We start from the raw sequence: 21,799 nt of genomic DNA on the forward strand, positions 1-21,799 counted from the left end.
ACCCGCTTATATATCTCAGCGTCCGCCCAACTCTCTCCCATACCGCCCAGTCCTGTACACGGTCAGTCCAACCTCTATGGCGGATGCAATTACGATAATCCCCAGGATGATATCAGATACCAGTCCTGCATTCCACCTGTTAATCAATTCATTCTTCCAGTGAAATGATTCGCTTTAGTTTAACTCTAATTCAAATACAAAATTGGGATTCCAGATGGGAAGTACTTTTAATACGAGTACCGCCAATATTATCTGAATTCCATTCGCTATGATACTGCTCAGCATCACAGTCCGGCAGTAGCACCCGGCTACAAGCCGGATAATTTCATCTACAAATGCGGCCATCAGGGCAACCAGAAATATGGGCAGTATCATCCCCCATCTGTCCATATTAAAGATGGAAATGCATGTAACTTCGTTTCCATCTTTAAAGCATGCTCCAATAAACTGCGGTACAAATATGAGAATAAAGGCAAAAATCATGATAAATACCAGGGATGCAACACAATCCCCCCGGCTGATCCTGGCCTTCTTATCCGGTATCGGGTTCAGCATGTCGGAGGTCCAGACCTTATCCTTTTTTAGTTCTACCTTTATCTTCTGCCGTTCCATAAATGCAAAGACCAACGTCACCGCTCCAAATGCACCAACAGACCCCGTCATTAGCCCGCTTATAAAACGCGCTATCTCGTAGAATACATTTCTATAGTCAATCACACACTGAACCACCATGGAAATAAACATCCCTGCCCATACACAGATCAGCACGATCTTCATCACCCAGATATAATTGTCATAATACTCAGGACTGATGACATAATTCTTATCTTCCCTGTACTTACGGGCAAACACAGCCGGATCTCCAAGTTTTGCAAATACCTGATCGAGCGTCAGCTCTTCCAGCATATCCCCGATCAGTTCCCTCATCTCCAGCTCAATCTCGTCCCGCTGCTCCTTTGGAACGCGCCTTGTAACTTCGTAAACATATCGGTTAATCAGTTCTCTCTCCCTGTCTGTCATAACGCTCCCTCCCTTAAAATCCGCTCCATATTAAACGAAAGCTGCTCCCACTGTGCCTTCAGTTCCCTGTAAATATCATCTCCCATGGGAGTCCTCCTGTAATATTTTCTCGGTTTAGACTCCCCCACATCCCATTCGCTGCTCAAAAGTCCCTGCTTCTCCAGACGCCGGAGCAGAGGATACAGCGTGTTCGGGTCAATCTCTACCCCCTTCTCCTCAAGGCTCTGGACAAGAGCATATCCATACTTGGCTTCCCCCAGCTGGCTCAGCACACTAAGAATCAGCGTACCCCTGCGCAGCTCTGACGTCAGGTTTGCCATCAAATCCTTCTCTTCCGGCATAGTAAATCCTCCTTTAAACAAATTATACTGTATGTCGCACACTATTGTCAAGATTATAATAGTGGGCGGTGGAGGTATTGCAGGGGGGACGCCTGCCGAAAGAGGGGGTTCTGCCCGGGGGCGGGAAACAGGAAGGGGCCTTTCTGCAAGCTGTCCATTTGCTGAGAACGGCTAAGCGGAAACCCTGCCGGATTTTGAGACACCGACGGCATTCACTGCACAATCTTGATGATTGTGCAGCTCAGGCCGTCTTGAACTCGGCTTTGTGAGCCGAGTTCAGCCTCAAAATCCGACAGGGTTTCCGCTAAGCCGTTCTAGCGCGCATTCTATGCTTGCTGAAAGGCCCCTTCCTGTTTCCCGCCCCCGGGCAGAACCCCCTCTTTCGGCAGGCTGTGTGCATCCTTGTGGAAGATTCCCCGTCACTTGGGGGAGTGATCGGCGGGAGCAGCGGATTAAATTGGATAAAAGGGAGTATATCGACTCCAGTATTTATTTTTACGCAGATGCTTTTGTCTGTTGGTTATATTGTATACTTTATGTGCCGTCATTCATTACGACCAAATTTTTATGAGCCTCCCCACATGTTCACAACTGACCGTCCGGATTTATTTTTCCTTCCAATACCACGCATGCAGCCCAACGTGATCCACTGCTCCCGTCTAATATTCCCTCCGGGAAAGCCGCACTTCTGTCTTGATGAGTCTAGCGCTGTTGATGGACAGTCAGGGAGCCGCATTCGGATATACATGCTGTCTGATAATGCTAGAGTGGATCCTACGAATTCTAGGAAGAAATCAGGCGGGAAACAGGGGCACGGGATGACACAGCGTGGGAAAATATCAATTTTCCCATGCTGTGTCATCCCGTGCCCCTGTTTCCCGCCTGATTTCTTCCTAGAATTCGTTGACCCACGGGTGCATTATCAGACAGCATGTATATCCGAATGCGGCTCCCTGACTGTCCATCAACAGCGCGCCCCCTTTAAATAGTATGCGTTCCTCCCCATATCTTCTGTAGAGAATATATAGACTTGTTTAGGTTAAACAGATATGCAAAAGCGCAAACTATAAAAAAATGTGGAAAGTATGCAAAACCAAACACCTCCGCCCCGATCAGCACCGGCGCCAGAAATGTATTGCTGGCACTTCCGAAGACGCTGGCATATCCTAGCGCCGCCGCAAGTTCCGGGGGGATTCCCATCACAGGTCCGGCTACCGCTCCCAGACTTGCGCCGATGGCGAACAGTGGAGTGACCTCACCGCCTTGAAAACCGGCCGTCAGTGTCATAATTGTTAGCATAAATTTCAGAATCCAATCAAAGCTATAAATTTCACCGCCATAAAAACTTATATGGATCAGATTCGTCCCCAGCCCTGCATATCTCCCCTGGTAGAGTAAAAGCAGCAGCATGCTTATTATAAGTCCCATATAGAAGATACGGATAACCGGCTGGCTCCAAATCCTGGCGAGTTTCGCTTTTATATATTTCAGCGCCCAGGCAAAAGCCCCTCCCACTATTCCAAACAGAATCCCTGCCAGGATCAGCTTTCCCATATCCGGCAGATTCAGATTCATTTCCGCTGTCAGAGCAAAGGAGAACTTTTCCAGCCCAAGGAAATGGGAGGTCATGCTGGCTGTAAATGCAGCTGTAACAGCAGGGAGCAGCGCCTGATACTCCAATGCACCGGCTACCAGAACCTCCATTGCAAAAAATACTGCCGCAAGCGGTGTCTGAAACAGTCCGGCAAACCCGGCGGCCATCCCTGTTACCAAAAAAATATGGGAACTGTTTTTCAGTGGAATTTTCTTGCCTGCCCAATGGGAAAAAGTTGCCCCAATCTGTACTGCCACCCCTTCTCTCCCTGCACTGCCGCCAAACAAATGGGTAATCCAGGTGCCGGAAATGATAAACGGTATCAGCCTTATCGGAATCACTTCCTCCTCCCCGTGGCCGACTTCAAAAATCAGATTCATTCCCTTACTGCTTTTCCCCCCGAATTTGAGATAGCAGAATGCAATAAATACACCGGACAGGGCCAGAAAAGGAATCAACTGCATCGGATGTGCATCCCTAAAATCAGTGATCCCCAGCAGAATCCTCCCAAATACCGCATCGATACTTCCCACTACCAGCCCGATCGGAATTCCCAACAGGCCCAAAATCACCAATTCTTTATAAGTCATAAATGTTCTTTTTATTCTGTCGTACATATTTTCTCCATCCTTTACTCCAATTTTCTTCTCCAACACCCATCCCACAATACGGGATAATTACAGCCTGGCTGCCAGAATATCTCCGCTCCTATAACAAATAAGAAGTAAGAATTTCCAACAAAAAAAGCTGACACCCCTGTTTTTACACAGAAGTCATCAGCTAAAAAGCGTTTTTGGAATCATCCACGGGAGAACTTCATTCCCTCAAAGTTTACTTTTAGAGCATATCATTTATATACCCTCTTGTCAATATACTTGCCTGTTATTTATTTCCACTTAAGAACCGCTTTGTAACGTTCAAACAGGTCTGCGCATTTACTGCACAGACCGTACGAAAACATGGTGGTTGCAGGTATACAGCCCTTCGCTGCAGACGAATTTAAATGAGCTGAATACGTAACAGTTCAGGCCTGTTTGAACTGTTACACCGCTTTAATTCTACAATTAACAAAATATATAAGGAATATACATGAAAAATCAGTTGACATTTTCCGCTCTTTTGTTCTAAAATATACTTGCTCATCGGAGGGCGGATACTCAACATAGATTATTTGCCGGATAAGATGGCGGACTGAAATGTCTGCTCTCTTATCCTTTTTTTATTTATCAGGGTAATCCTTTGATTTTACCAGTTAAATAAAACATTACATTAGAAAAATATAAAGGGGATGAATGAGATGAATAATACTTCAAAATTGACACAGGGGAAGATATTGGTTCCCCTGATGAAATTTACTCTGCCAATTATGGCGGCTTTGATACTACAGACATTATATGGGGCCGTTGACCTGCTTGTTGTCGGGCAGTTCGCTACGCCCGCGGCAGTATCGGCTGTGGCTACGGGCAGCCAGATACTTTATACACTGACCGTGGTTATTACCGGCCTTTCTATGGGAGTTACGATTATTATCGGACAGCAATTTGGGCAGCATAAGGAAAATGAAATCGGCAATACTGTGGGAGCCGGAATCTGCCTTTTTGCGGCATTTTCACTGATTCTTACTGCTGTTATGCTTCTGGCTGCGCCAGCTCTGGTCCGCCTTCTCCAGGCTCCGCCGGAGGCCTTTAACTTTACCGTACAGTATGTCCGAGTCTGCTCCGGAGGGATTTTGTTTATCGCCGCCTATAATACTCTGGGCAGTATCTTCCGGGGAATGGGGGATTCCCGCACACCGCTCATGGCTGTCGCAATCGCCTGCGGTGCCAATATTGCTCTGGACCTGCTCTTTGTAGCCGGAATGAACATGGGTGCGGCCGGAGCCGCAGCTGCCACGGTAGCGGCACAGGCAATCAGTGTGCTGCTGTCTATGCTTATTATCCGAAAACGGGGGCTGATTTTCCCGTTTTCGAGCAAACAGATCCGGTTTCAAAAAAAAGTTATACTCAGGATCTGTAAAATGGGCGCTCCCTGTGCACTGCAGGATCTGCTTGTCAGCATCTCGTTTCTGGCAATTACGGCCATCGTCAACCAATTAGGAGTTATCTCATCGGCGGGTGTAGGCGTTGCGGAGAAACTCTGCGGTTTCATCCTGCTGGTTCCCTCGTCCTATACCCAGTCCATGTCCGCATATGTTGCGCAGAACATCGGTGCTGGTCAGCCGCAACGGGCAAGGAAGGGGATGTATTATGGGATGGCTACCTCTTTCTGCCTTGGACTGATCATGAGCTATTTTGCCTTCTTTCACGGAGCCGCCCTGTCACGCATTTTTGCAAAGGACACTGCTGTTATCCTGGCCTCAGCACAATACCTGAAAGGGTACGCGATTGACACCCTGCTGGTTTCCTTTCTGTTCTGTTTCATCGGGTATTTTAATGGGTGCGGCTGTACCACCTTTGTTATGATCCAGGGCCTAGTCGGAGCATTCGGGGTGCGGATACCCGTGTCCTGGCTGGCAAGCCAATCGGCAGAAGTGTCGCTGTTTCATATAGCACTGGCAACCCCCTTTTCCACCGTAGTCCAGATCATCCTCTGCTTCTGGTTCTTTAAATGGGGCTGCTCACGGTTTCAAAAAAAAGCAGTATTTTCTTAAAAAAATACTGGAGTTTCCTGACGAAATTTGTTACAATATCAGAGGTGTGCCAGGTAAATGACACACCCCATACGCAGCAGTGGTCGAGTTGGCTGATGGCATCTGCCTCGAAAGCAGAAGAGCGGCAACGCTCCGGGGGTTCAAATCCCTCCTGCTGCGTTTTCTTATTTCATATCAAGTCTTTTTTCTCCGCACTGCAGACCGATAAGAATGCAAATCCCAGCGACACAACGATCAGAACCGCAGGAAGCACTGTACTGTCCGCCATCGTATAATCACCCACATTAGCCTGTGTAAGGAATATGAGTAAAAATGAAGTTACAATAGCCGCTTTGGATGATTTCATTGCCAGGCCGATAAACAGCGCAATAAAGCTCATGCTTACAATGACTGCAGATTTGACCAGCAGCTGAACATAAAATGTCACACTTCCTATATTATAGTCCAGTAAAAACGATGTTTCCCTGAAATGCGCCCCCACGGCTGCGCACAGGTAGATCACAAGCTTGGTTAGTGTCAGCGCTGCAAAATTAAAAATCCACACGGCAAGCATCTGTGAAGCCAGTATTTTCTGCCTTTTAATCGGATAAGTGAACATCAGGTTCATCGTCTTATTCTTATATGCGCTGACAATAAAAGAGGACAGCATTACACTTGTAAATATCAGAAATGCCATGCTTGTAAACAGTTCAACGGGCGCAGACAATACATTATTTCCCGGCGCCGCATCCAGCTTTCCTGTATCCGGGTCGTTGGCAATTCCTAGGAACGCAAGAGCTAAAATAAACACTGTCAGTAAAAAAGCAAGTATCACCGCGTTTCTTACGTATTTACTGATATTATTTTTCCGATACTCCAGTTTGACTAATTTTAACAAATCCATATTATCTTCCCCCCTCAGTCACTTTCAGGAAATAATCTTCCAGAGATTCCGACTGCCTGCCGATAGCTTCTACTTCAACTCCGCCCAGAGCCAGCGCCTTTGACAGTTCCCCGGTCGAGGCTGTCGGCTCATAAACTCGGATTTTTTGCTCATCCAATACCTTAAAGTTTTGCAGTTTTATACTGTCTGCTAGAATATAAGCGGCCCTTTTTACATTCTTTACGGATATTTCGATATAGGCAAGATTCTTCTCTGCTATGTCTTTCATCGAAACTTCCCGCTGCATTCTTCCACGGCTGATCACCCCCACCGTGTCTGCTATATGTTCGATTTCAGGGAGCAAATGGCTGGAAATTAATATAGTGGTATTGTACTCCTCTTTCAGCATCCGCAGCAACTCTCTTATCTGCTTCATGCCGGCAGGATCCAACCCGTTTGTCGGCTCATCCAGTACAAGCAGTTCCGGTCCGGCTAAGATGGCACGGGCGATCCCAAGACGCTGCTTCATTCCCAGTGAATATTCTTTTACCGGTTTTTTAGCTGCATCCGTAAGATCCAGCATTTTCAGAGAGTTTTCCACACTCCCCTTTTGATAAAAGCCCATGTATTCACAATGCAGCTTCAGGTTATCCTCCCCGCTCAGGCTTTCATAGAAAACCGGAAATTCGATGATACTTCCCATACGCTTTAAAACTCCATAAGAATTATTTCGGAGCTGCTCTCCCAGGACTTCCACAGTTCCTTTGGTTGGCTTCCAAAGATTTGTTATCATTTTCATGACCGTCGTTTTTCCGGCGCCGTTGGGTCCGAGAAACCCATATATCTCCCCTTTCTTTACGTGAAGGTTGATATCAGTAACCAGCTGTCTGCCTCCAATGGATTTTGTAAGATTATTGGTCTGAATTATATATGGCATAAGTATGCCTCCTTTCATAAATCCATTGTAGCAGCTTATATTTTCAAATCCCTTTCTCAATTCTTACGAATTTCTTTCTGGCCTGGTTTTAAAATCGTTTCAGCTTTACAGTAAATGTAGTTTCAGCAAAAGGCTCGCTCTGTAATATGATATCTCCGCCCATCTGTTTAGCCAGGTTCCTTGCAATCGTCAACCCCAGCCCGTTGCCCTGGATTCTGCGGCTGCGTGAATCTTCCATTGTAAACAGACGGTCGAACACACTGTCGGCAAATACTTTATCAATGCCTTTTCCCCGATCTCTCACATCGATATATACCCACTCCTGCTCATATCGTATGGAGAGGCCGATATAATTTCCGTCTCCGCCGTACCGGACGGCATTGGAAACAAGATTACATAGGATTCTATGCAGCGCCTCTCTATCTCCCAGAACATAGACCGCTTTCTCCGGCACATTGATATCCACTTCGAATCCCTTTTGGCTGAGAATCTCATAAAAATCAAGAATACTCTCCCTGCAGACCTCATTGACCGGAATCTGGACTGCCTCCAGTTCTGTATCCCCGGCCTCCAGCTTAGCCAGCGTAAAAAACTGGTTCATCATTTCCAATACCTGGCCGGCCTTATCCTCCACTTTCTTCAGCATCTCCTCATCTGGACTGTCCATGCGCATGATCTCCAGATATCCCAAAATCACTGTCAGCGGAGTCTTGATATCATGGGAAATATTGGACAGCATCTTCCTGGAAGCATTCTCCTGACACCGGTAATCGGCCTTCAGCGTTCTCCGGTCTTCCAGAAGACGGTTAATCAGATCCGCAAGTTCTGCCAGCACCTTATCATCCGTAAATATCATAACCTTCTCGTCGCTGCCGTCTGCCATTATACGAGTCAGATCCTGGTTCAGCTCTTTCAGTTTCTTCTGTGTATAATTCATCTGTTTTCCCCCAGTTTATACCCAATCCCCCACACAGTCAGAATATACCCGGGCTCCCGGGGATTGTCCTCGATTTTATTGCGCAGACGGCTGATATGAACATTGACCGCGTTCTCATCCCCATAGTATGTATCCTGCCAGACCTGGGAATAAAGCTGTTCTTTCGTATAAGCTCTTTTCGGGTTCTTCATCAGCAGCTTGAGTATTTCAAATTCCTTGGCCGTGAGTTCCACCTTCTGCCCACTTTTTGTAACCGTGTAGGTTCCGGTATCCAGCGTCAGACCGCCGCATACCAGAACTTCACCTGCTTTTTCCTCTTCTCCGGTCCTGTCTTTCCCGGCCGATACTGCATACTGGGTGCTTCTGCGAATGTTCGCTTTAATACGCGCCAGCACCTCGGCTACGGAAAAAGGCTTTGTTATGTAGTCATCCGCTCCAAGCCCCAGCCCAAGTGTCTTGTCCGAATCCGTGTCTTTCGCAGATATGATGATGATGGGCACCGTACTGCTGGCCCGTATCCTTCTCATCACTTCCATACCACTGATTCTGGGGATCATCAGGTCCAGAAGTATGAGATCAAAAGCCCCCTTTTCAAATCTATTCACAGCTTCCTCTCCATCGGCTACGGCAGTCACGTCATAATTTTCTGTGCTCAGAAAATTTTCCAGCATAGCGCTGATTTCATTATCATCTTCCACCAAAAGAATCTTCATTGTTCTCCCTTCCAGCCCTGATGTTTCCTGCGGCTTTACATATTTCAAAACCTCTTATGCATCATATAGAAACACACAGCCTTAACTTATTATATTCCCTCTAAATATCCCGATCAAATCCTCCAGGGAACGCTTGCCTCGCTGCGGCCTGCAGTAGTTGCCATGATTGCCAAAGCCGGAATTACCACATCATAAAACAACAGGGATGTACAGCATGGGGGTACTTTTGCTGTACATCCCTGTATTGAATTATCCTCTCGCAAACTGCTGCAGCAACCCCGGAATCTTGCTTTTTAATATAACGATATTCATACTTTGCGGATTCATCACGATGCCTTCTACATTCTTACCGAGCACCTTCTCTATATTGGCAAATTCGATCATATTGGCCTGGAATTTTCCCTGTGTATTGAATTTCACAAACTCATTATAATCTGTGAAAATCGGCTGGAACATCTTACCCTCCTGATTCTTCACACAGGGAATCTTAATATTGGAGCCATCCGGCAGCCTCTTTTCGCCCTCTACCTCTACCGCAATCAAAAATCTGGATCTCACCAGATTTACCGCCATCTCTTCTTCCAATTCACGCAGTTTCGGCTTCTCATTATTCGGGATGCCTCTCTGGACTTCCTGCATAAAATAGAGCCCGGTCAGCTGCATCTGCGGATTCAATAGCGGCTGTTGATTCTTGGGAAGCTTGGAATAATCCTTCTGTACCACGAGCTGTTCCAGAGGGATCTTGGATATCTGCGCCTCCTCCGCGAATACGATCTCATTAACGCCCAGAAGGTACAGGCTGCTGTAGAATCCCAGGAGCTGCTTGTTCTCCAGTTTGACAACCATCATGAAGTCCTTATTCTCATCCTTGCGCTTCTGCGCAAAATCCTTTGCTCCATCCTCAGTGGTAAACACCCAGATCTGATCATTAAAAGACTCTTCATCACAGATCAGAAAAGGCATCTTCGTGCCTTGTCCAAAAATCACATATGTAGTTTCTAACTTCTGCAGCTTCTTAACTTGTATTTGAAATTCGTTTTCCATGTCAGACCTCGATTCATCCGTTTTCTAAAATTATACTACACGATAATCCACAAGGCAATCGAAAAGTATGAGTGAATGAAGTGCATAATACTTTGCTGAGAAGGGCGAAACGAATAGACGCTGTCCAAAACAGAAACAGAATTCATACAGGAAGTGTTGAGTCTTCCTGTATGAACCCTGCTTAAATTAAGTGCCTCGGCTTCCCTTACTCCGCTATCCTCAGTTGTTCCACTACACTTCCTTTATAGAAAATCCGCATTGCCCCCCGCGGTATAAGCACAGATATCACAACCAGTATCATGCTCAGAATTATTGCCGGAAGGATCGTAATGCGATATGAGAAGGACCACATGGAAGGATTGGACAGAATCATTTTTAAAAGAGTCTGATCAACCGCTACTGAGAACACGATTCCCAGAACCGCTGCTCCTGCCGCATAAAGGCAGCCTTCCAGCATGAGCAGTTTTCTCAGCTGTTTTTTCGTCATTCCGATACTCTGCATTGTAGCAAATTCTCTCCGCCTTGCCAGAATACTGGTGCTCATCATGTTAATCAGATTCAGAATTCCTGTGATCCCAAAGATGAATGCAATGATTCCGCCGACCATATAGATCATGGTTTTTGAAGATTCTGCACTTGCCCTGGCCTTATCAGCCGACAGGTAGGTGAGGGACGGATTCTCCTGTATATAGGATTCCAGGAACTGTCTCATCTCGTCTTTACTCCCCTCTTCTACATCGAAAGTATACTTCATAACAGCCGGTTCCCGATAAAGCTCTTTCACTTCTTCCTGCGGGAGATACAGACAAGGCGCATCAATTCCCACATCAATCGAACTGCTTACACTGTATCCAAACCCTTCATCATCACTTGTAAGGGCTGCCTTTGCGATCACAGTATAGCTCTTTATTTCTTCCCCGTTTATACGGGCAGTTATGGTATCCCCTACGTTCATATAATTATAGTATTCTTCCAACACCTTTGTTTTTCTGTCAGCCTGCATTCCCAGAATGACACTTCCGCCCTCCATCAGCTTTTCATAAAGCTTATCAAAATCTTTTTCCCCCTCCGCAATCTGCAGATGTGCAAGCCCGGCCTTTTCCATTCCATATACATTGCAGATCGGATAATCATCTGCGCCCACCGAGACAAAGCGGCCATCCGGATCCAGGCCGGCCCTCTGCTCTGTTCCCTGCTCATCGAATACTTCAATATCCGAGATTTTCATGCCGTAATCATAAGTTACCTGCAGGTCTTCCAAAGTATTTTTATATACAACGCTTGCCCCCGTCACGCCTGGCATTTCCTTTACTGCCTGGACAGCCTCAGCGGGAACTGCCTGATCACGACGGATAAATCCTTTTAAATTGCTGCTTGTATCTACATGGGCAATCTCAAAGTCTGTACGTATCATCTCATTCACCTGACGCTCTACGTCCACACTTCCTGCTGCCGTACCCACCGTATTCAACATCACTACACTGAGCATCAACGAGACAACGATGAATGCGGAACGTCTTTTATTTCTTCCAAGATTCGCAAATGCCATCTGTCCGAGATTGATTCCTCTGGAATGTCTTTTCACCCTGGCATTTTTCCGTTTTTTCCCTTTTGTCTCCACATACCGGAATGCTTCCATGGGAGAGATATTGGATGCCATTCTTGCAGGCTTTCTCGTGCTGATGAATACAGTCAGCACGGCCAGGAACGCCGCTGCGATAAAGATTACCGGATTCGGGGAAACCGAAATCACAATGTTCTTATACTCCGTTGAAAGGATATCCATAATTTGGGGAAGTGTTACTTTTCCCACAAAGAATCCGATCAGCAGGCCCAGCGGGATTCCCATGCAGGACACCCATGCCGCCTGCCTGTTGATCAGCTGTTTTACCTGTTTTTTTGACATACCGATGGTCCGGTACAGGCCATACCGCCTTACTTCCTGCATGACAGCAATATCAAAAACATTATAGATCAGCAGATACCCGCAAAAGATAAACAAAACCACCAGTACTGCGAAAGCAGCACTCATTTTGGTGTCCATCCCCGGATTCGTTTCCTGGTTGATCACCGCCGGGATACTGTTTGGGGCGCCGATTTCCCTGGATCCGCCTATGGATTCTACGAACTCATCCAGCTGTTCTTCCATATTCGTTCTATCCGCCATCATAAAATCGGCCCAATATGTCCCTGCCAGTTCCGCATCTTCCCGGTAAGTATAAGCAAAAATCTCCGGATGCTCCTGCTTGAATGCCTCTGACACAGTCATGATACTCAGTTCGTCATGGGAACTTTCATACCATCCCGATACAACCATAGGAAGCTGATAATCCCTTCTGTGTACGGTGAATTCAATGACCACCTCTGCTCCCACTTCCGGTTTTACCCCCAGTTCCTCCAAAGCTCTATCGGATGCCACAATTTCATTGGCTTTCACAGGTTCTTCCCCGTGAGTCGGCTGGCAGAAGGTCAATTCCCGTTGTACGGAATTTTCCAGATCCAGCTCTATCTCATGTCTCACTGTATTTGTAAGAAAGCCTATCGGCATACGAAGTCCTAATTCACTGGCAATCCCGCTTTCTTTCAGTTTTTCATACTGTTCCTCTGTCAGATTCCGGATATCCGCATCCGCCTTGCTCATTTTCATAATCTGCTGGGTCATCTGCATGGACTCCATCGTTCCCAATGCAATCGTGGTAACGGAAGTAAACAAAACGGCCGTTAGTGCAATCGCCAGCACTGCCACCAGATTGCGGAAACGGCTTGCCAAGAAACTTCTTTTTGACAGCGTCTTCATGATCTTCAAATTGTCATTTTCAAAAGGTAATACCATCTCTCATGCCCTCCTATGCTGTGATTCTGCCGTCTTCGATCCTTATAATCCGGTCTGCCATCTGGGCCAGCTGGTCATTGTGGGTGATCATGACAATTGTCTGGTTCAGCTCATAACAGGTTCGTTTTAACAGCCCGATTACATCGGCGCTTGTTCTGCTGTCCAGGTTCCCGGTCGGCTCATCGGCCAGTACAATGGCCGGTTTTGATACCAGGGCGCGCGCAATCGCCACTCTCTGCTGCTGCCCGCCCGAGAGACTGCCGGGCATGTATTCGAGTCTGTCTTTTAGGCTCAAAAGTCCTGCCACTTCCTCCACGTAGCGTGCATTCACCCGGTTCCCGTCCAATTCCACCGGCATAATAATATTTTCATAAGCGTTTAGAATCGGAATGAGATTATAGTTCTGGAAAATAAATCCGATATTTCTTCTTCGGAAGACCGTAAGCTGTTCATCGTTCATTTTAGACAGCTCTTTTCCTCTCACCACCACGCTGCCGGATGTCGGTACATCCAGGCCGCCCATCATATTCAAAAGCGTAGATTTCCCGCTTCCGCTTGTTCCGACAATTGCCGCGAATTCACCCTCTTCCACACAAAGATCCACTCCATCCAGCGCCTTTGTAATATTTGGCTCCTCCCCATAATATTTTTTTAATCCAGTCACCTGTAATATGTTCATTTTGTTTTCCTCCTCTGACTTACTAAAGCCTATTATAATTGGCAATTGTCCGGGAATCCTCCTGGCTCTATGTATAATTTTGATTAATTTTACAGAAAAAGTCCCGGTTTCGGGACTTTTCATATCAAACAAAGCCGCTTGAACTTTTGAGGCTCAAACGACTTGATGCTACAATTTTTATTAAATTGCAATACTTGCTGCTGTTATAAAATATGTTACTTCCACCTCTTGTTGAGTCAAATTGTATATTAATCGAATTACACCTTTTCAACTATCAATAATTTTTATTATTCTATGCTTTTTATTCTTCATTCATTTGGTAAAAATACAGAAAAAACTGAACCGTTCCCCTGCCGTGAGCTAACCTTCACATAGCCTCCCTGAAGGGAAATGATCTCCCGCGTCAGATACAGTCCGATCCCTACGCCCTCCTCGTCATGCACCTCTTCCTCCCTGTAAAAGCGCTGGAAAATCAGGGCATACTGTTCTTCCGGGATCCCCTTTCCGGTGTCTGCAATGTCAATCTTCACATAGGCCTCCCAGCGTTCCACCGATACACTGATCATCCCCCCCGGAGGCGTATACTTCACCGCATTGTCAAGAATATTAAAGATGGCTTCCGTCGTCCATTTCCGGTCGTGGGACACCAGAAATGTCTCCGGGCAGTCCACCCGCACATCCATCTGCTTCTGTGCCGCCTTTGTAAATATGCCTCCCACAGCCTCTGCCAGCGTATCGTACAGATTCTGTGTTTTCTTCGTAAGCATAATAACTCCGGTTTCCAGCCGCGACGTCTTTACCATGGCCTGCACAAGAAAATCCAGCTTGTCAATCTGAGAAGCTAAAGCTTCGAGAAATTCGTTTCTCTCGCTTTCCGTAAGGCTGCCGTCATGCAGGGTCTCCTGGATCATCTTCAGGTTTGTAACAGGAGTCCTCGTCTGGTGTGAAATATCCGATACTAGGGACTGAAGCTCCTCCCTGGCCCTGACATTCTGCTCCTTCTGCTTTTGCATGACCTTGTAGAGCTGCCTGAGCCTGTGTACAATCCTGGCTAAAAGTGTCTCCTCCTCCATATAAGGTTTTTCCTGCAGGTTGTCCTCCGCCATTTCTTCTAAAGTGACACAGATCTCTGCTGTAAACGCAGATAATTTCTTCTGAAAAACAGCGGTTAGAGCAATTCCCCAGCAGACAGTGGCGGCTGCCGCGGCTGCTGAGCCAAACAAGGCGGTGCGGCTCCCGGTCAGAGCATAAACCGCAGTCAGGATCACTACATCTGTCAATATCACCCCACAGCTGATATAACGGACAATTCTGCCAAGGGACAGGCTGTGATAATTCATCTTGCTTCACCGCCCTTCCACATATAACCCATTCCGTATATCGTCTGAATATAGGTATGTTCTTTATTCTCAATCTTCTTTCTCAGCGCACTCAATGTGGTTGTCAGTGTATGGTCATCCACAAAGTTGCCATCTATATCCCACAGCCTGTCCAGCAGGATCTGTCTGGTAAGAACCTGCTTCCCGCTCTTGGCAAAAATTTTCAGCAGCTTCCATTCTTTTGGTGTAAGAGCCACAGGCACCTGTCCTGCCGTGCAGGTGTTCTCTGTGAAATCAATTGCCAGATACCCGTCATCGAACACATCCGATACCTGCTTTTTCTCTATGCGGCTCAGAATCGCAGCCACTTTCTTCTGAAATACTGCCACGGAAAAGGGTTTTGTCACATAATCGTCTGCTCCGCATTCGTAGCCCTTGAGCATATCGCTCTCCATATCCTGCGCCGTTACAAATATCACGGCTGCATCCTGCTTTTCTTTTATGGCCCGGCACACCTCGTACCCGTTCCCGTCCGGCAGGTTCACATCCAGCACAACCAGTGCAAATTGGTGTTCCACGGCAATTGCCTTTGCATCCGCCGCATTCATAACCGATTCCACCTCATATCCTGCACTTTTCAGGTTATAACTCAGGGTCATATTTAAAATCCTGTCGTCTTCCACGACCAATATTCTCTCCATTTTAACGCTGCTCCTTCATATCTCTATTCTATTCACCGTCAAGCTGTTTCTTATTATACATGTTTTCGTACCATAACAAAAGCGGAAGATCCCTCTCTGTTCTAGAAAGATTCCTCCGCTTTTTTGATTTTTAATTTTATAATCATTCAAATCATATCAAACTGTTATCTCGCCCGCCAATATCTTCTTATAATCTTCGTAGTTCTTTCTCAAAAGATTCGGCGTGTCCAACTCGTAGGGGCATTTTTTCCTGCACTGCCCGCACTGCATACACCCCTCTATTTTTTTCATCTTTTCCTGCCATTCCTCACTCAGCCACCCTGCCGAAGGAGCACGCCTTACCATAAGCGACATCCTTGCACAATTATTGATGACAATACCAGCCGGACATGGCATACAATAGCCGCATCCGCGGCAGAAATCTCCGTTCAGTTCTTTTTTCTCCTTCTCAATAAACGCCGCCAGCTCTTCATCCAGCACAGGGGCCTCTTCCATATATCCCAGCCATTCCTCCAGCTCTTCCATCCGCTGGACGCCCCAGATCGGAAGCACATGATCAAACTGTGACATAAACGCAGAAGCAGCGCGGGAGTTCGTAAGCAGACCACCTGCCAGCCCTTTCATCGCAATAAAACCCATATTGTTTTCCCTGCACAGCTCCACCAGTTCCAGCTCTTTTTCTGCGGACAGATAGCTAAGCGGATACTGCAGCGTCTCATAAAGCCCGGATTCAATACACTCCTTTGCAACATCCATTTTGTGCGCAGTCACTCCGATATGACGGATCTTTCCCTGCTCCTTAGCCTTTTGCATACACTCATACATTCCTGTGCCATCGCCGGGACGGTAACAAACATCCACGCAGTGGAACTGGTAAATATCTATGTAATCGGTCTGCAGCTGCTTTAAAGAAAGATCCAGCTGCTTCTCTACCTCTTCCGGCGTGCGCGCCATTGTCTTGCTTGCTATGTAAATTTCCCCGCGAATACCGGCAAAAGCGTTCCCCAGCTTTTCCTCACTGTCGCTGTATGCGCGTGCCGTGTCAAAAAATGTCATACCGCCTTCAAAAGCCCTCCTGAGAATCTTTACCGCATTCTCCATGTCCACCCGCTGAACCGGCAGAGCGCCAAATGCATTTTGCAAAACAGTGATCCCAGTCGTACCTAATGTAATCTGTTTCATCTTCATAGCCCGTTCCCTCCTCACATCTTCTTCATACGTCTATCATACATTTTTTCGCATAACCAAATACACACAGCATAGAAATTAAGACCTGCTGTCAAACAAATTTGTTAGAAATTAATTTCCCGTCCTTCCTTTCTCCACTGTCTGAGTTCTGCTGATGCAGAAAGCAGCAGATCCGAAGAAGAATTAAGTGCAGTCTCTACCGAGTCCTGTACAACCCCTATGATAAATCCCACACCCACTACCTGCATGGAGATATCGTCTGATATCCCGAAAAGGGAGCATGCCATAGGTATCAGTAACAGAGATCCCCCCGCTACCCCGGATGCTCCGCAGGCCGACAGGGCAGCCAGTACACTTAGAATTATGGCTGTAGGGATATCCACCGGAACCCCCATCGTGTGGGCAGCCGCCATCGTCATAACAGTAATCGTAATAGCGGCCCCGTCCATATTAATGGTAGCCCCCAGGGGGATAGAGACCGAGTAAGTATCCTTGTCCAGCCCCATCTCTTCGCACGCCGCCATATTCACAGGGATATTGGCGGCAGAACTCCTTGTAAAGAATGCCGTAATGGCGCTGCGCTTTAAGCATCTGAAAATCAGTGGGTATGGGTTCTTCCTGATGCACCAGTATACAAGAATCGGATTCGTAATAAAGGTAATGGCCAGCATGGACCCTACCAAAAGAACAAGAAGCTTTCCATATTCCGTAAAAATATTTAACCCACTGGTAGAAATCGTACGGAACACAAGGCCCAGAATCCCAAACGGAGCAAGATTGATAATCCATGTCACCAACGTAGAAACAGCGCCTGAAATATCCCTGAGCATGTTTTTCGTCGTCTCCGCCGCTCCCCGGAATGCAAGCCCCAGCAGTACTGCCCAGAATAATATCCCCAGGTAATTTGCATCTGCCAGCGAACTCACCGGATTGGAAACAACATTTAACAGCAGCGTTTGAAGTACTTCCGCCACTCCGCTTGGAGGCGCGGTATCCGTCACCGCCTTTGTCAGTGTCAGCGTGCACGGAAAAGCCATGCTCGCAAATACTGCAATGACTGCCGCAAGCAAGGTGCTGAACATATAAAGAATAATAACCGTCTTAATCACGCCTCCATGTGATTTTCCTGCATTGCAAAGCGAGCTCATGACAAGGAAAAATACCAGGATTGGCGCAACCGCTTTTAATCCCCCTACAAAAAGATCCCCCAGTATTCCGATTGCTGTTACGGACGGAATCAAAAGCCCCAGGGCCGCTCCTATGATCAGACCTCCCAGAATTCGCTTAACAAGGCTGATCTCCATCCATTTCTCAAACACTTTTTTCATCTTACTGCCACCTTCTTTAGAATACATTAAGTATAGCGCAGGAAAAGGTATATGGCAAACCTAAAATCAGGATTTAGTGACGAGCTTTAGTCTCGGCACGGATGGGCTTGCCGCTTACAGTCCGCTTGGCTGGTTCATCCGACTGGTAGGCAAAGACTCGTTCCTAAGGTGGAGCCCGAGACGGGGGAGGCGGATGGAATTGGCTATGCGTATCATGCATCTTGATTAAATGGATTTTAAGGCTTTTATGTATGGGAGCTTTGGGACTGTTTTTGAAGAAATCTATTTATTTAGTAACGATTATCGTGTGTAACTCCATATGTTTTTTTATTAATGAACCATACAATTTTTTAAATCCAGTATATTTACGGGTAACAAGGCGATCTAACACTTACACTTATATAAACGAATCACCAATTCTGTTCCATCCGTTGCTACCGTACGAGGGCCCCGCTAGCTCCCGGACTCACCTCGTCATTCGCGTCCGCCATCCGTCAACGAGTCTAAAGCTCGTTAACTAACTCCCGATTGACTGCGCCCCCTGCTTTATGTTACATTTTCTAATAGAAAAGCTATTGAAAGCGGGGCATATTCATGACTTCTCCTTATACCTTAAAAACAATTGCACATATCCAAAGCGATTTCCCGGAAAAATTCGGCATCCCCCGACAGAGCGGTCTCGTGGAATCCCTGAAGGCAAAGCTCATCTTTGAACCGGACTACCGCAATCCGGATGCCCTGCGCGGCCTGGAAGATTACTCCCATATCTGGCTTATCTGGGGGTTTTCCGAGGCCATCCGTGATGAATGGAGTCCTACTGTGCGTCCGCCAAGGCTTGGCGGCAATCAGAGAATGGGGGTGTTTGCCACACGTTCCCCATTCCGGCCCAATCCGGTTGGACTGTCCTGCGTCCGTCTGGAGGGCATCAGCACCACCCCTGATTTTGGCCCGGTTCTCCATATTTCCGGAGCCGACCTGATGGATGGAACCCCGGTCTTTGATATTAAGCCCTATCTGCCCTATGCGGACAGCCACCCTGACGCACAAGGCGGCTTCGGCAGCCGGCACGCGGGCTACAGCCTGAAGGTAGAATGCCCGCCTGCATGCCTGAAGCTTATCCCAGAGCAATGCCAGCCTGCGCTGATGGAAATCCTGGCGCAGGATCCCAGGCCTTCTTATCAGGAAGATCCGGCGCGCATCTACGGAATGAAGTACGCTGGTATGAATATACGGTTTTATGTTGAAAATGATGTGCTTCATATATGTGGGATTGAACAATTGTAAATTTCTATTCACGCGGTCATGCACAGGAACGATTGTAAGGCTGACCGGAAGCTTCATTTTCGTTCAGTTTATATTTCTTTTCTTCTCTGCCATATACTGTACCAGATTGGCAAGGACCCCCAGGCCCAGCACCACGGCAGAGATCATTGGCGCCATGTATTTTCCTCTGGTTATCTCTGCAAAATCCAATATAAAAAAGGTTCCGTAACATCCCGCCAGGATGACCAGCGGCAGAGACAGGGCAATGGCTGATATATAGTTTCTGCAGTATCTGGTAACGGCGAATAAGATCATTCCTGCTCCTGCTGCCATCATGGCTGTAAACAAAATACTCATGATACTCATAGTTCCTATAGACCATGGGAACCATCCAATGTAGCCGCTCGAAAAGGAAGACGCCGATGCATTCCAAAAATCTGTTACACGGTTAATTTTTGCGGTTATCAAATAAAATACGCTGGATATTCCGATCACCGCTAAAGAAGAAATCAGGCCAGCCGCCAGCTTACGGAGGTAATAGCCCCGCCCTTTCCTGCAGCAGTATTGAAGTGACGGCATTTCATTTTGATTCTCCTGTACCATATAGGGAAGAATCATAAATATCACTCCGATAATTACAAAAACTGACCAAAACTGAAGAACCTCAAAATTATCTTCCAATATTACAGATGGAAGGATCGTAAATACCTCCTGATTCCGTTCTAATACCCTCTGTCTCTGAAGACCGTCCAGTTCTTTATAAAAGGATGTTCCGTTTTCACTACCGTCCTCCTGCAGTGCCTCTGTCTTGTAAGCATCCAAAAACATATCATATACATTGATTTCTATTGTCTTGGTGAATTCCTCCGACACTTCGGCGTCACTGAAGGAATCATAGATTTCCATCCATAATGCCGTGTCCTCATCGGGAGTCAGACTTTCGCTCCCCAGGTTGAATTCCTGAAACGTATGGAAGCCATACTCCTGAAACAACGCATTCTCCGCTATCATCCGGTCAATGGCACTGGTTCCCTTTTCAGGAGCCTCACTTTTCATCTTTTCATATTCTTCCGGTGATATGGAAACCCCATATCTATCTGTAATAGCTTCTGCAATATCGGCAGTCTGATGGTAGCTACCCGGATGTATATTTACATACGGCCTTATAAACAGAAGAAAATACAGTATCCCAAAGCCCAGCAGACACAGCAGCTTCTTCCATGTCAGTATTTTTCTTATCTCCGTCCTTATCATATACACCCTCCTTATAAATCTTTCTTGAAAAACTGTCTCCGCACTCTGAAAGCTGCACATGCTATCAGAATGCCCCATAGAATAATCACAGTGGTTTCATAATATCTCGGCGAAAGAAAGGAGGCGCCATTTACCATCCAGTGCCCTGCTTTCCTGGCAAGATCAACGGGATTGTACTGCAGTATAAAATAAACGACGCTCCATTTTGGAAACAGAGATGTCACCGTATAGATACATGCACATCCAAACCCCAGCAGTATAAATGCCTTGAAACTATTTCTTCCCTTTGCCGAAAGCGTATACCCAATATAAGAAAAAAGCACCGCTGCGCAGACTGATATTAAAAATTCCAGGCCCAGGTATCCCGCAATATGAAGCGGGAACCAACTGATGACCGGAAAATAAGAATCCAACACCATCATGCTTCCAATGGGTGTCTTCCACAGTGGACCTAAAGGAAACATAAGAGCTGCCGCCAAGATCGTTACTCCCCATATGACAGCCGTAAAAGTGAGTCCGGCAAGTACCGCTGCCCTCCTCCTTTGATCCTGGCATTTTCTTCCCATTTTAGATGTATACTCAACGTATGCCGTCCCTGCCTGTAATGGTTCACTGACACGATGCAGCATAAAGAGAACGCCTGCCAGAATGCTTTCCAGCGTACAAGCCAGAGGAATCCATCTTGAAAATAATTCAAAAAAACCTCTGCTTCCCGGGACAAAGAAGTGTGCGGCAGCCTGATTCCGCCGATTTTCTGCCAGGATACCATCCAGCTTTTTATATTCTTCCTCCGCATATTTCTTTGCCCCGTCTTCCAGCATAAGGACAGAGGAAAAATTTTCTGCCAGATCGCTGCTGTTCAGTTCATTCGTCATATGCACTGTGCCATCCATTATCTGGCGCAGAGTGGGAATTCCCACTTCTTTCTTTTCCCCGGGTTCCAAAACTTTCAGGTATTGTTCTGCTGTATTTTCAACAACCGGCAGCCCCAGATCCTCCCATGCCTTCACACTCTTCTCCACAAGCTCCCTCTGGCCGCTGAAGTTTATCAGTATCCATGCATTTACTGCCATACTGCCAATGAGCAGCCCCCAGAAAATCGGGCTGAGCACTACGCGCATCCATTCTCTCCTCAT

General features: G+C 46.8%; 19 protein-coding genes, 1 tRNA gene and 1 riboswitch. Of the genes, 3 read left to right on the forward strand and 17 right to left on the reverse strand.

From position 1 onward, the window contains the following. Positions 1-15: 15 nt before the first annotated feature. The 4 genes from MWG26_RS22740 to MWG26_RS16305 form a co-directional block, all read right to left on the reverse strand. A complete protein-coding gene (locus tag MWG26_RS22740) occupies positions 16-147 on the reverse strand; it encodes a hypothetical protein (protein ID WP_275891950.1) in 132 nt (43 codons plus the stop codon). A 27-nt stretch (positions 148-174) separates the two neighbouring features. Beyond that, a complete protein-coding gene (locus tag MWG26_RS16295) occupies positions 175-1,020 on the reverse strand; it encodes a hypothetical protein (protein WP_240285809.1) in 846 nt (281 codons plus the stop codon). Beyond that, positions 1,017-1,361, reverse strand: coding sequence for a PadR family transcriptional regulator (locus MWG26_RS16300; RefSeq protein ID WP_025656644.1), 345 nt, complete (start codon positions 1,359-1,361; stop codon positions 1,017-1,019). Before MWG26_RS16300 ends, MWG26_RS16295 begins: the two co-directional genes overlap by 4 nt. A gap of 981 nt (positions 1,362-2,342) precedes the next feature. Next, the gene (locus tag MWG26_RS16305; protein WP_044927143.1) at positions 2,343-3,572 is read right to left on the reverse strand and encodes a chloride channel protein; all 1,230 of its coding nucleotides are present in this window, start codon (positions 3,570-3,572) and stop codon (positions 2,343-2,345) included. A gap of 143 nt (positions 3,573-3,715) precedes the next feature. Then, positions 3,716-3,788, reverse strand: a riboswitch (Fluoride riboswitch). A 464-nt stretch (positions 3,789-4,252) separates the two neighbouring features. On the opposite strand from MWG26_RS16305, the gene MWG26_RS16310 reads away from it, so the two are divergent. Beyond that, positions 4,253-5,605, forward strand: a complete 1,353-nt coding sequence (locus tag MWG26_RS16310) for an MATE family efflux transporter (protein ID WP_181969614.1) — start codon at positions 4,253-4,255, stop codon at positions 5,603-5,605. A 73-nt stretch (positions 5,606-5,678) separates the two neighbouring features. Further along, positions 5,679-5,764 (forward strand) — tRNA-Ser (locus MWG26_RS16315). A 10-nt stretch (positions 5,765-5,774) separates the two neighbouring features. Here MWG26_RS16315 and MWG26_RS16320 read toward each other — a convergent pair. From MWG26_RS16320 to sstT, 11 genes are all read right to left on the reverse strand, one after another. Beyond that, positions 5,775-6,482 (reverse strand): hypothetical protein, encoded by a 708-nt coding sequence (locus MWG26_RS16320; RefSeq protein ID WP_025656641.1) that lies wholly within the window; start codon positions 6,480-6,482, stop codon positions 5,775-5,777. A 7-nt stretch (positions 6,483-6,489) separates the two neighbouring features. Continuing rightward, entirely contained in the window at positions 6,490-7,404 is a 915-nt protein-coding gene (locus MWG26_RS16325) for an ABC transporter ATP-binding protein (protein ID WP_025656640.1), read from the reverse strand. 88 nt (positions 7,405-7,492) lie between these two features. Next, entirely contained in the window at positions 7,493-8,341 is an 849-nt protein-coding gene (locus MWG26_RS16330; protein ID WP_025656639.1) for a sensor histidine kinase, read from the reverse strand. Next, the gene (locus MWG26_RS16335; RefSeq protein ID WP_117441331.1) at positions 8,338-9,054 is read right to left on the reverse strand and encodes a response regulator transcription factor; all 717 of its coding nucleotides are present in this window, start codon (positions 9,052-9,054) and stop codon (positions 8,338-8,340) included. The genes MWG26_RS16330 and MWG26_RS16335 overlap by 4 nt, the downstream gene beginning before the upstream one ends. A gap of 249 nt (positions 9,055-9,303) precedes the next feature. After that, positions 9,304-10,098: an SseB family protein gene (locus MWG26_RS16340; RefSeq protein ID WP_025656638.1), complete on the reverse strand. Its 795-nt coding sequence runs from the start codon at positions 10,096-10,098 to the stop codon at positions 9,304-9,306. A gap of 205 nt (positions 10,099-10,303) precedes the next feature. Further along, a complete protein-coding gene (locus tag MWG26_RS16345; RefSeq protein ID WP_025656637.1) occupies positions 10,304-12,931 on the reverse strand; it encodes an FtsX-like permease family protein in 2,628 nt (875 codons plus the stop codon). Between the two features lie 13 nt (positions 12,932-12,944). After that, positions 12,945-13,610, reverse strand: coding sequence for an ABC transporter ATP-binding protein (locus MWG26_RS16350; protein WP_025656636.1), 666 nt, complete (start codon positions 13,608-13,610; stop codon positions 12,945-12,947). A 308-nt stretch (positions 13,611-13,918) separates the two neighbouring features. Next, the gene (locus MWG26_RS16355) at positions 13,919-14,950 is read right to left on the reverse strand and encodes a sensor histidine kinase (protein WP_025656635.1); all 1,032 of its coding nucleotides are present in this window, start codon (positions 14,948-14,950) and stop codon (positions 13,919-13,921) included. Continuing rightward, on the reverse strand, positions 14,947-15,630 hold the full coding sequence (locus MWG26_RS16360; RefSeq protein WP_025656634.1) for a response regulator transcription factor: 684 nt from the start codon (positions 15,628-15,630) through the stop codon (positions 14,947-14,949). Before MWG26_RS16360 ends, MWG26_RS16355 begins: the two co-directional genes overlap by 4 nt. Before the next feature lie 156 nt (positions 15,631-15,786). After that, the gene (locus tag MWG26_RS16365) at positions 15,787-16,812 is read right to left on the reverse strand and encodes an aldo/keto reductase (protein WP_025656633.1); all 1,026 of its coding nucleotides are present in this window, start codon (positions 16,810-16,812) and stop codon (positions 15,787-15,789) included. Between the two features lie 110 nt (positions 16,813-16,922). Further along, positions 16,923-18,146 carry a serine/threonine transporter SstT gene (gene sstT / locus MWG26_RS16370; RefSeq protein WP_025656632.1) on the reverse strand — a complete coding sequence of 408 codons (1,224 nt, stop codon included), beginning with the start codon at positions 18,144-18,146 and terminating at the stop codon, positions 16,923-16,925. A gap of 594 nt (positions 18,147-18,740) precedes the next feature. On the opposite strand from sstT, the gene tsaA reads away from it, so the two are divergent. Beyond that, positions 18,741-19,430, forward strand: coding sequence for a tRNA (N6-threonylcarbamoyladenosine(37)-N6)-methyltransferase TrmO (gene tsaA / locus MWG26_RS16375; RefSeq protein WP_025656631.1), 690 nt, complete (start codon positions 18,741-18,743; stop codon positions 19,428-19,430). Positions 19,431-19,493: 63 nt separating this feature from the next. On the opposite strand, the gene MWG26_RS16380 is transcribed toward tsaA, so the two are convergent. Together MWG26_RS16380 and MWG26_RS16385 are read right to left on the reverse strand one after the other, a co-directional pair. After that, positions 19,494-20,663 carry a hypothetical protein gene (locus tag MWG26_RS16380; protein WP_025656630.1) on the reverse strand — a complete coding sequence of 390 codons (1,170 nt, stop codon included), beginning with the start codon at positions 20,661-20,663 and terminating at the stop codon, positions 19,494-19,496. Positions 20,664-20,674: 11 nt separating this feature from the next. Further along, entirely contained in the window at positions 20,675-21,799 is a 1,125-nt protein-coding gene (locus MWG26_RS16385; RefSeq protein WP_147324116.1) for a hypothetical protein, read from the reverse strand.

Source organism: Faecalicatena contorta (assembly GCF_022835095.1).
Taxonomy (GTDB): Bacteria; Bacillota; Clostridia; order Lachnospirales; family Lachnospiraceae; genus Faecalicatena; species Faecalicatena contorta.

Excerpts from the sequence above, each read along its gene's own strand:
- MWG26_RS16350 (WP_025656636.1), bottom strand. The coding sequence starts at position 13,610 with ATGAACATATTACAGGTGACTGGATTAAAAAAATATTATGGGGAGGAG.
- MWG26_RS16335 (WP_117441331.1), bottom strand. The coding sequence starts at position 9,054 with ATGAAGATTCTTTTGGTGGAAGATGATAATGAAATCAGCGCTATGCTG.
- MWG26_RS16305 (WP_044927143.1), bottom strand. The coding sequence starts at position 3,572 with ATGTACGACAGAATAAAAAGAACATTTATGACTTATAAAGAATTGGTG.
- tsaA (WP_025656631.1), top strand. The coding sequence starts at position 18,741 with ATGACTTCTCCTTATACCTTAAAAACAATTGCACATATCCAAAGCGAT.
- sstT (WP_025656632.1), bottom strand. The coding sequence starts at position 18,146 with ATGAAAAAAGTGTTTGAGAAATGGATGGAGATCAGCCTTGTTAAGCGA.
- MWG26_RS16365 (WP_025656633.1), bottom strand. The coding sequence starts at position 16,812 with ATGAAACAGATTACATTAGGTACGACTGGGATCACTGTTTTGCAAAAT.
- MWG26_RS16300 (WP_025656644.1), bottom strand. The coding sequence starts at position 1,361 with ATGCCGGAAGAGAAGGATTTGATGGCAAACCTGACGTCAGAGCTGCGC.
- MWG26_RS16385 (WP_147324116.1), bottom strand. The coding sequence starts at position 21,799 with ATGAGGAGAGAATGGATGCGCGTAGTGCTCAGCCCGATTTTCTGGGGG.
- MWG26_RS16340 (WP_025656638.1), bottom strand. The coding sequence starts at position 10,098 with ATGGAAAACGAATTTCAAATACAAGTTAAGAAGCTGCAGAAGTTAGAA.
- MWG26_RS16380 (WP_025656630.1), bottom strand. The coding sequence starts at position 20,663 with ATGATAAGGACGGAGATAAGAAAAATACTGACATGGAAGAAGCTGCTG.
- MWG26_RS16325 (WP_025656640.1), bottom strand. The coding sequence starts at position 7,404 with ATGCCATATATAATTCAGACCAATAATCTTACAAAATCCATTGGAGGC.
- MWG26_RS16345 (WP_025656637.1), bottom strand. The coding sequence starts at position 12,931 with ATGGTATTACCTTTTGAAAATGACAATTTGAAGATCATGAAGACGCTG.
- MWG26_RS16355 (WP_025656635.1), bottom strand. The coding sequence starts at position 14,950 with ATGAATTATCACAGCCTGTCCCTTGGCAGAATTGTCCGTTATATCAGC.
- MWG26_RS16310 (WP_181969614.1), top strand. The coding sequence starts at position 4,253 with ATGAATAATACTTCAAAATTGACACAGGGGAAGATATTGGTTCCCCTG.
- MWG26_RS16295 (WP_240285809.1), bottom strand. The coding sequence starts at position 1,020 with ATGACAGACAGGGAGAGAGAACTGATTAACCGATATGTTTACGAAGTT.
- MWG26_RS16360 (WP_025656634.1), bottom strand. The coding sequence starts at position 15,630 with ATGGAGAGAATATTGGTCGTGGAAGACGACAGGATTTTAAATATGACC.
- MWG26_RS16330 (WP_025656639.1), bottom strand. The coding sequence starts at position 8,341 with ATGAATTATACACAGAAGAAACTGAAAGAGCTGAACCAGGATCTGACT.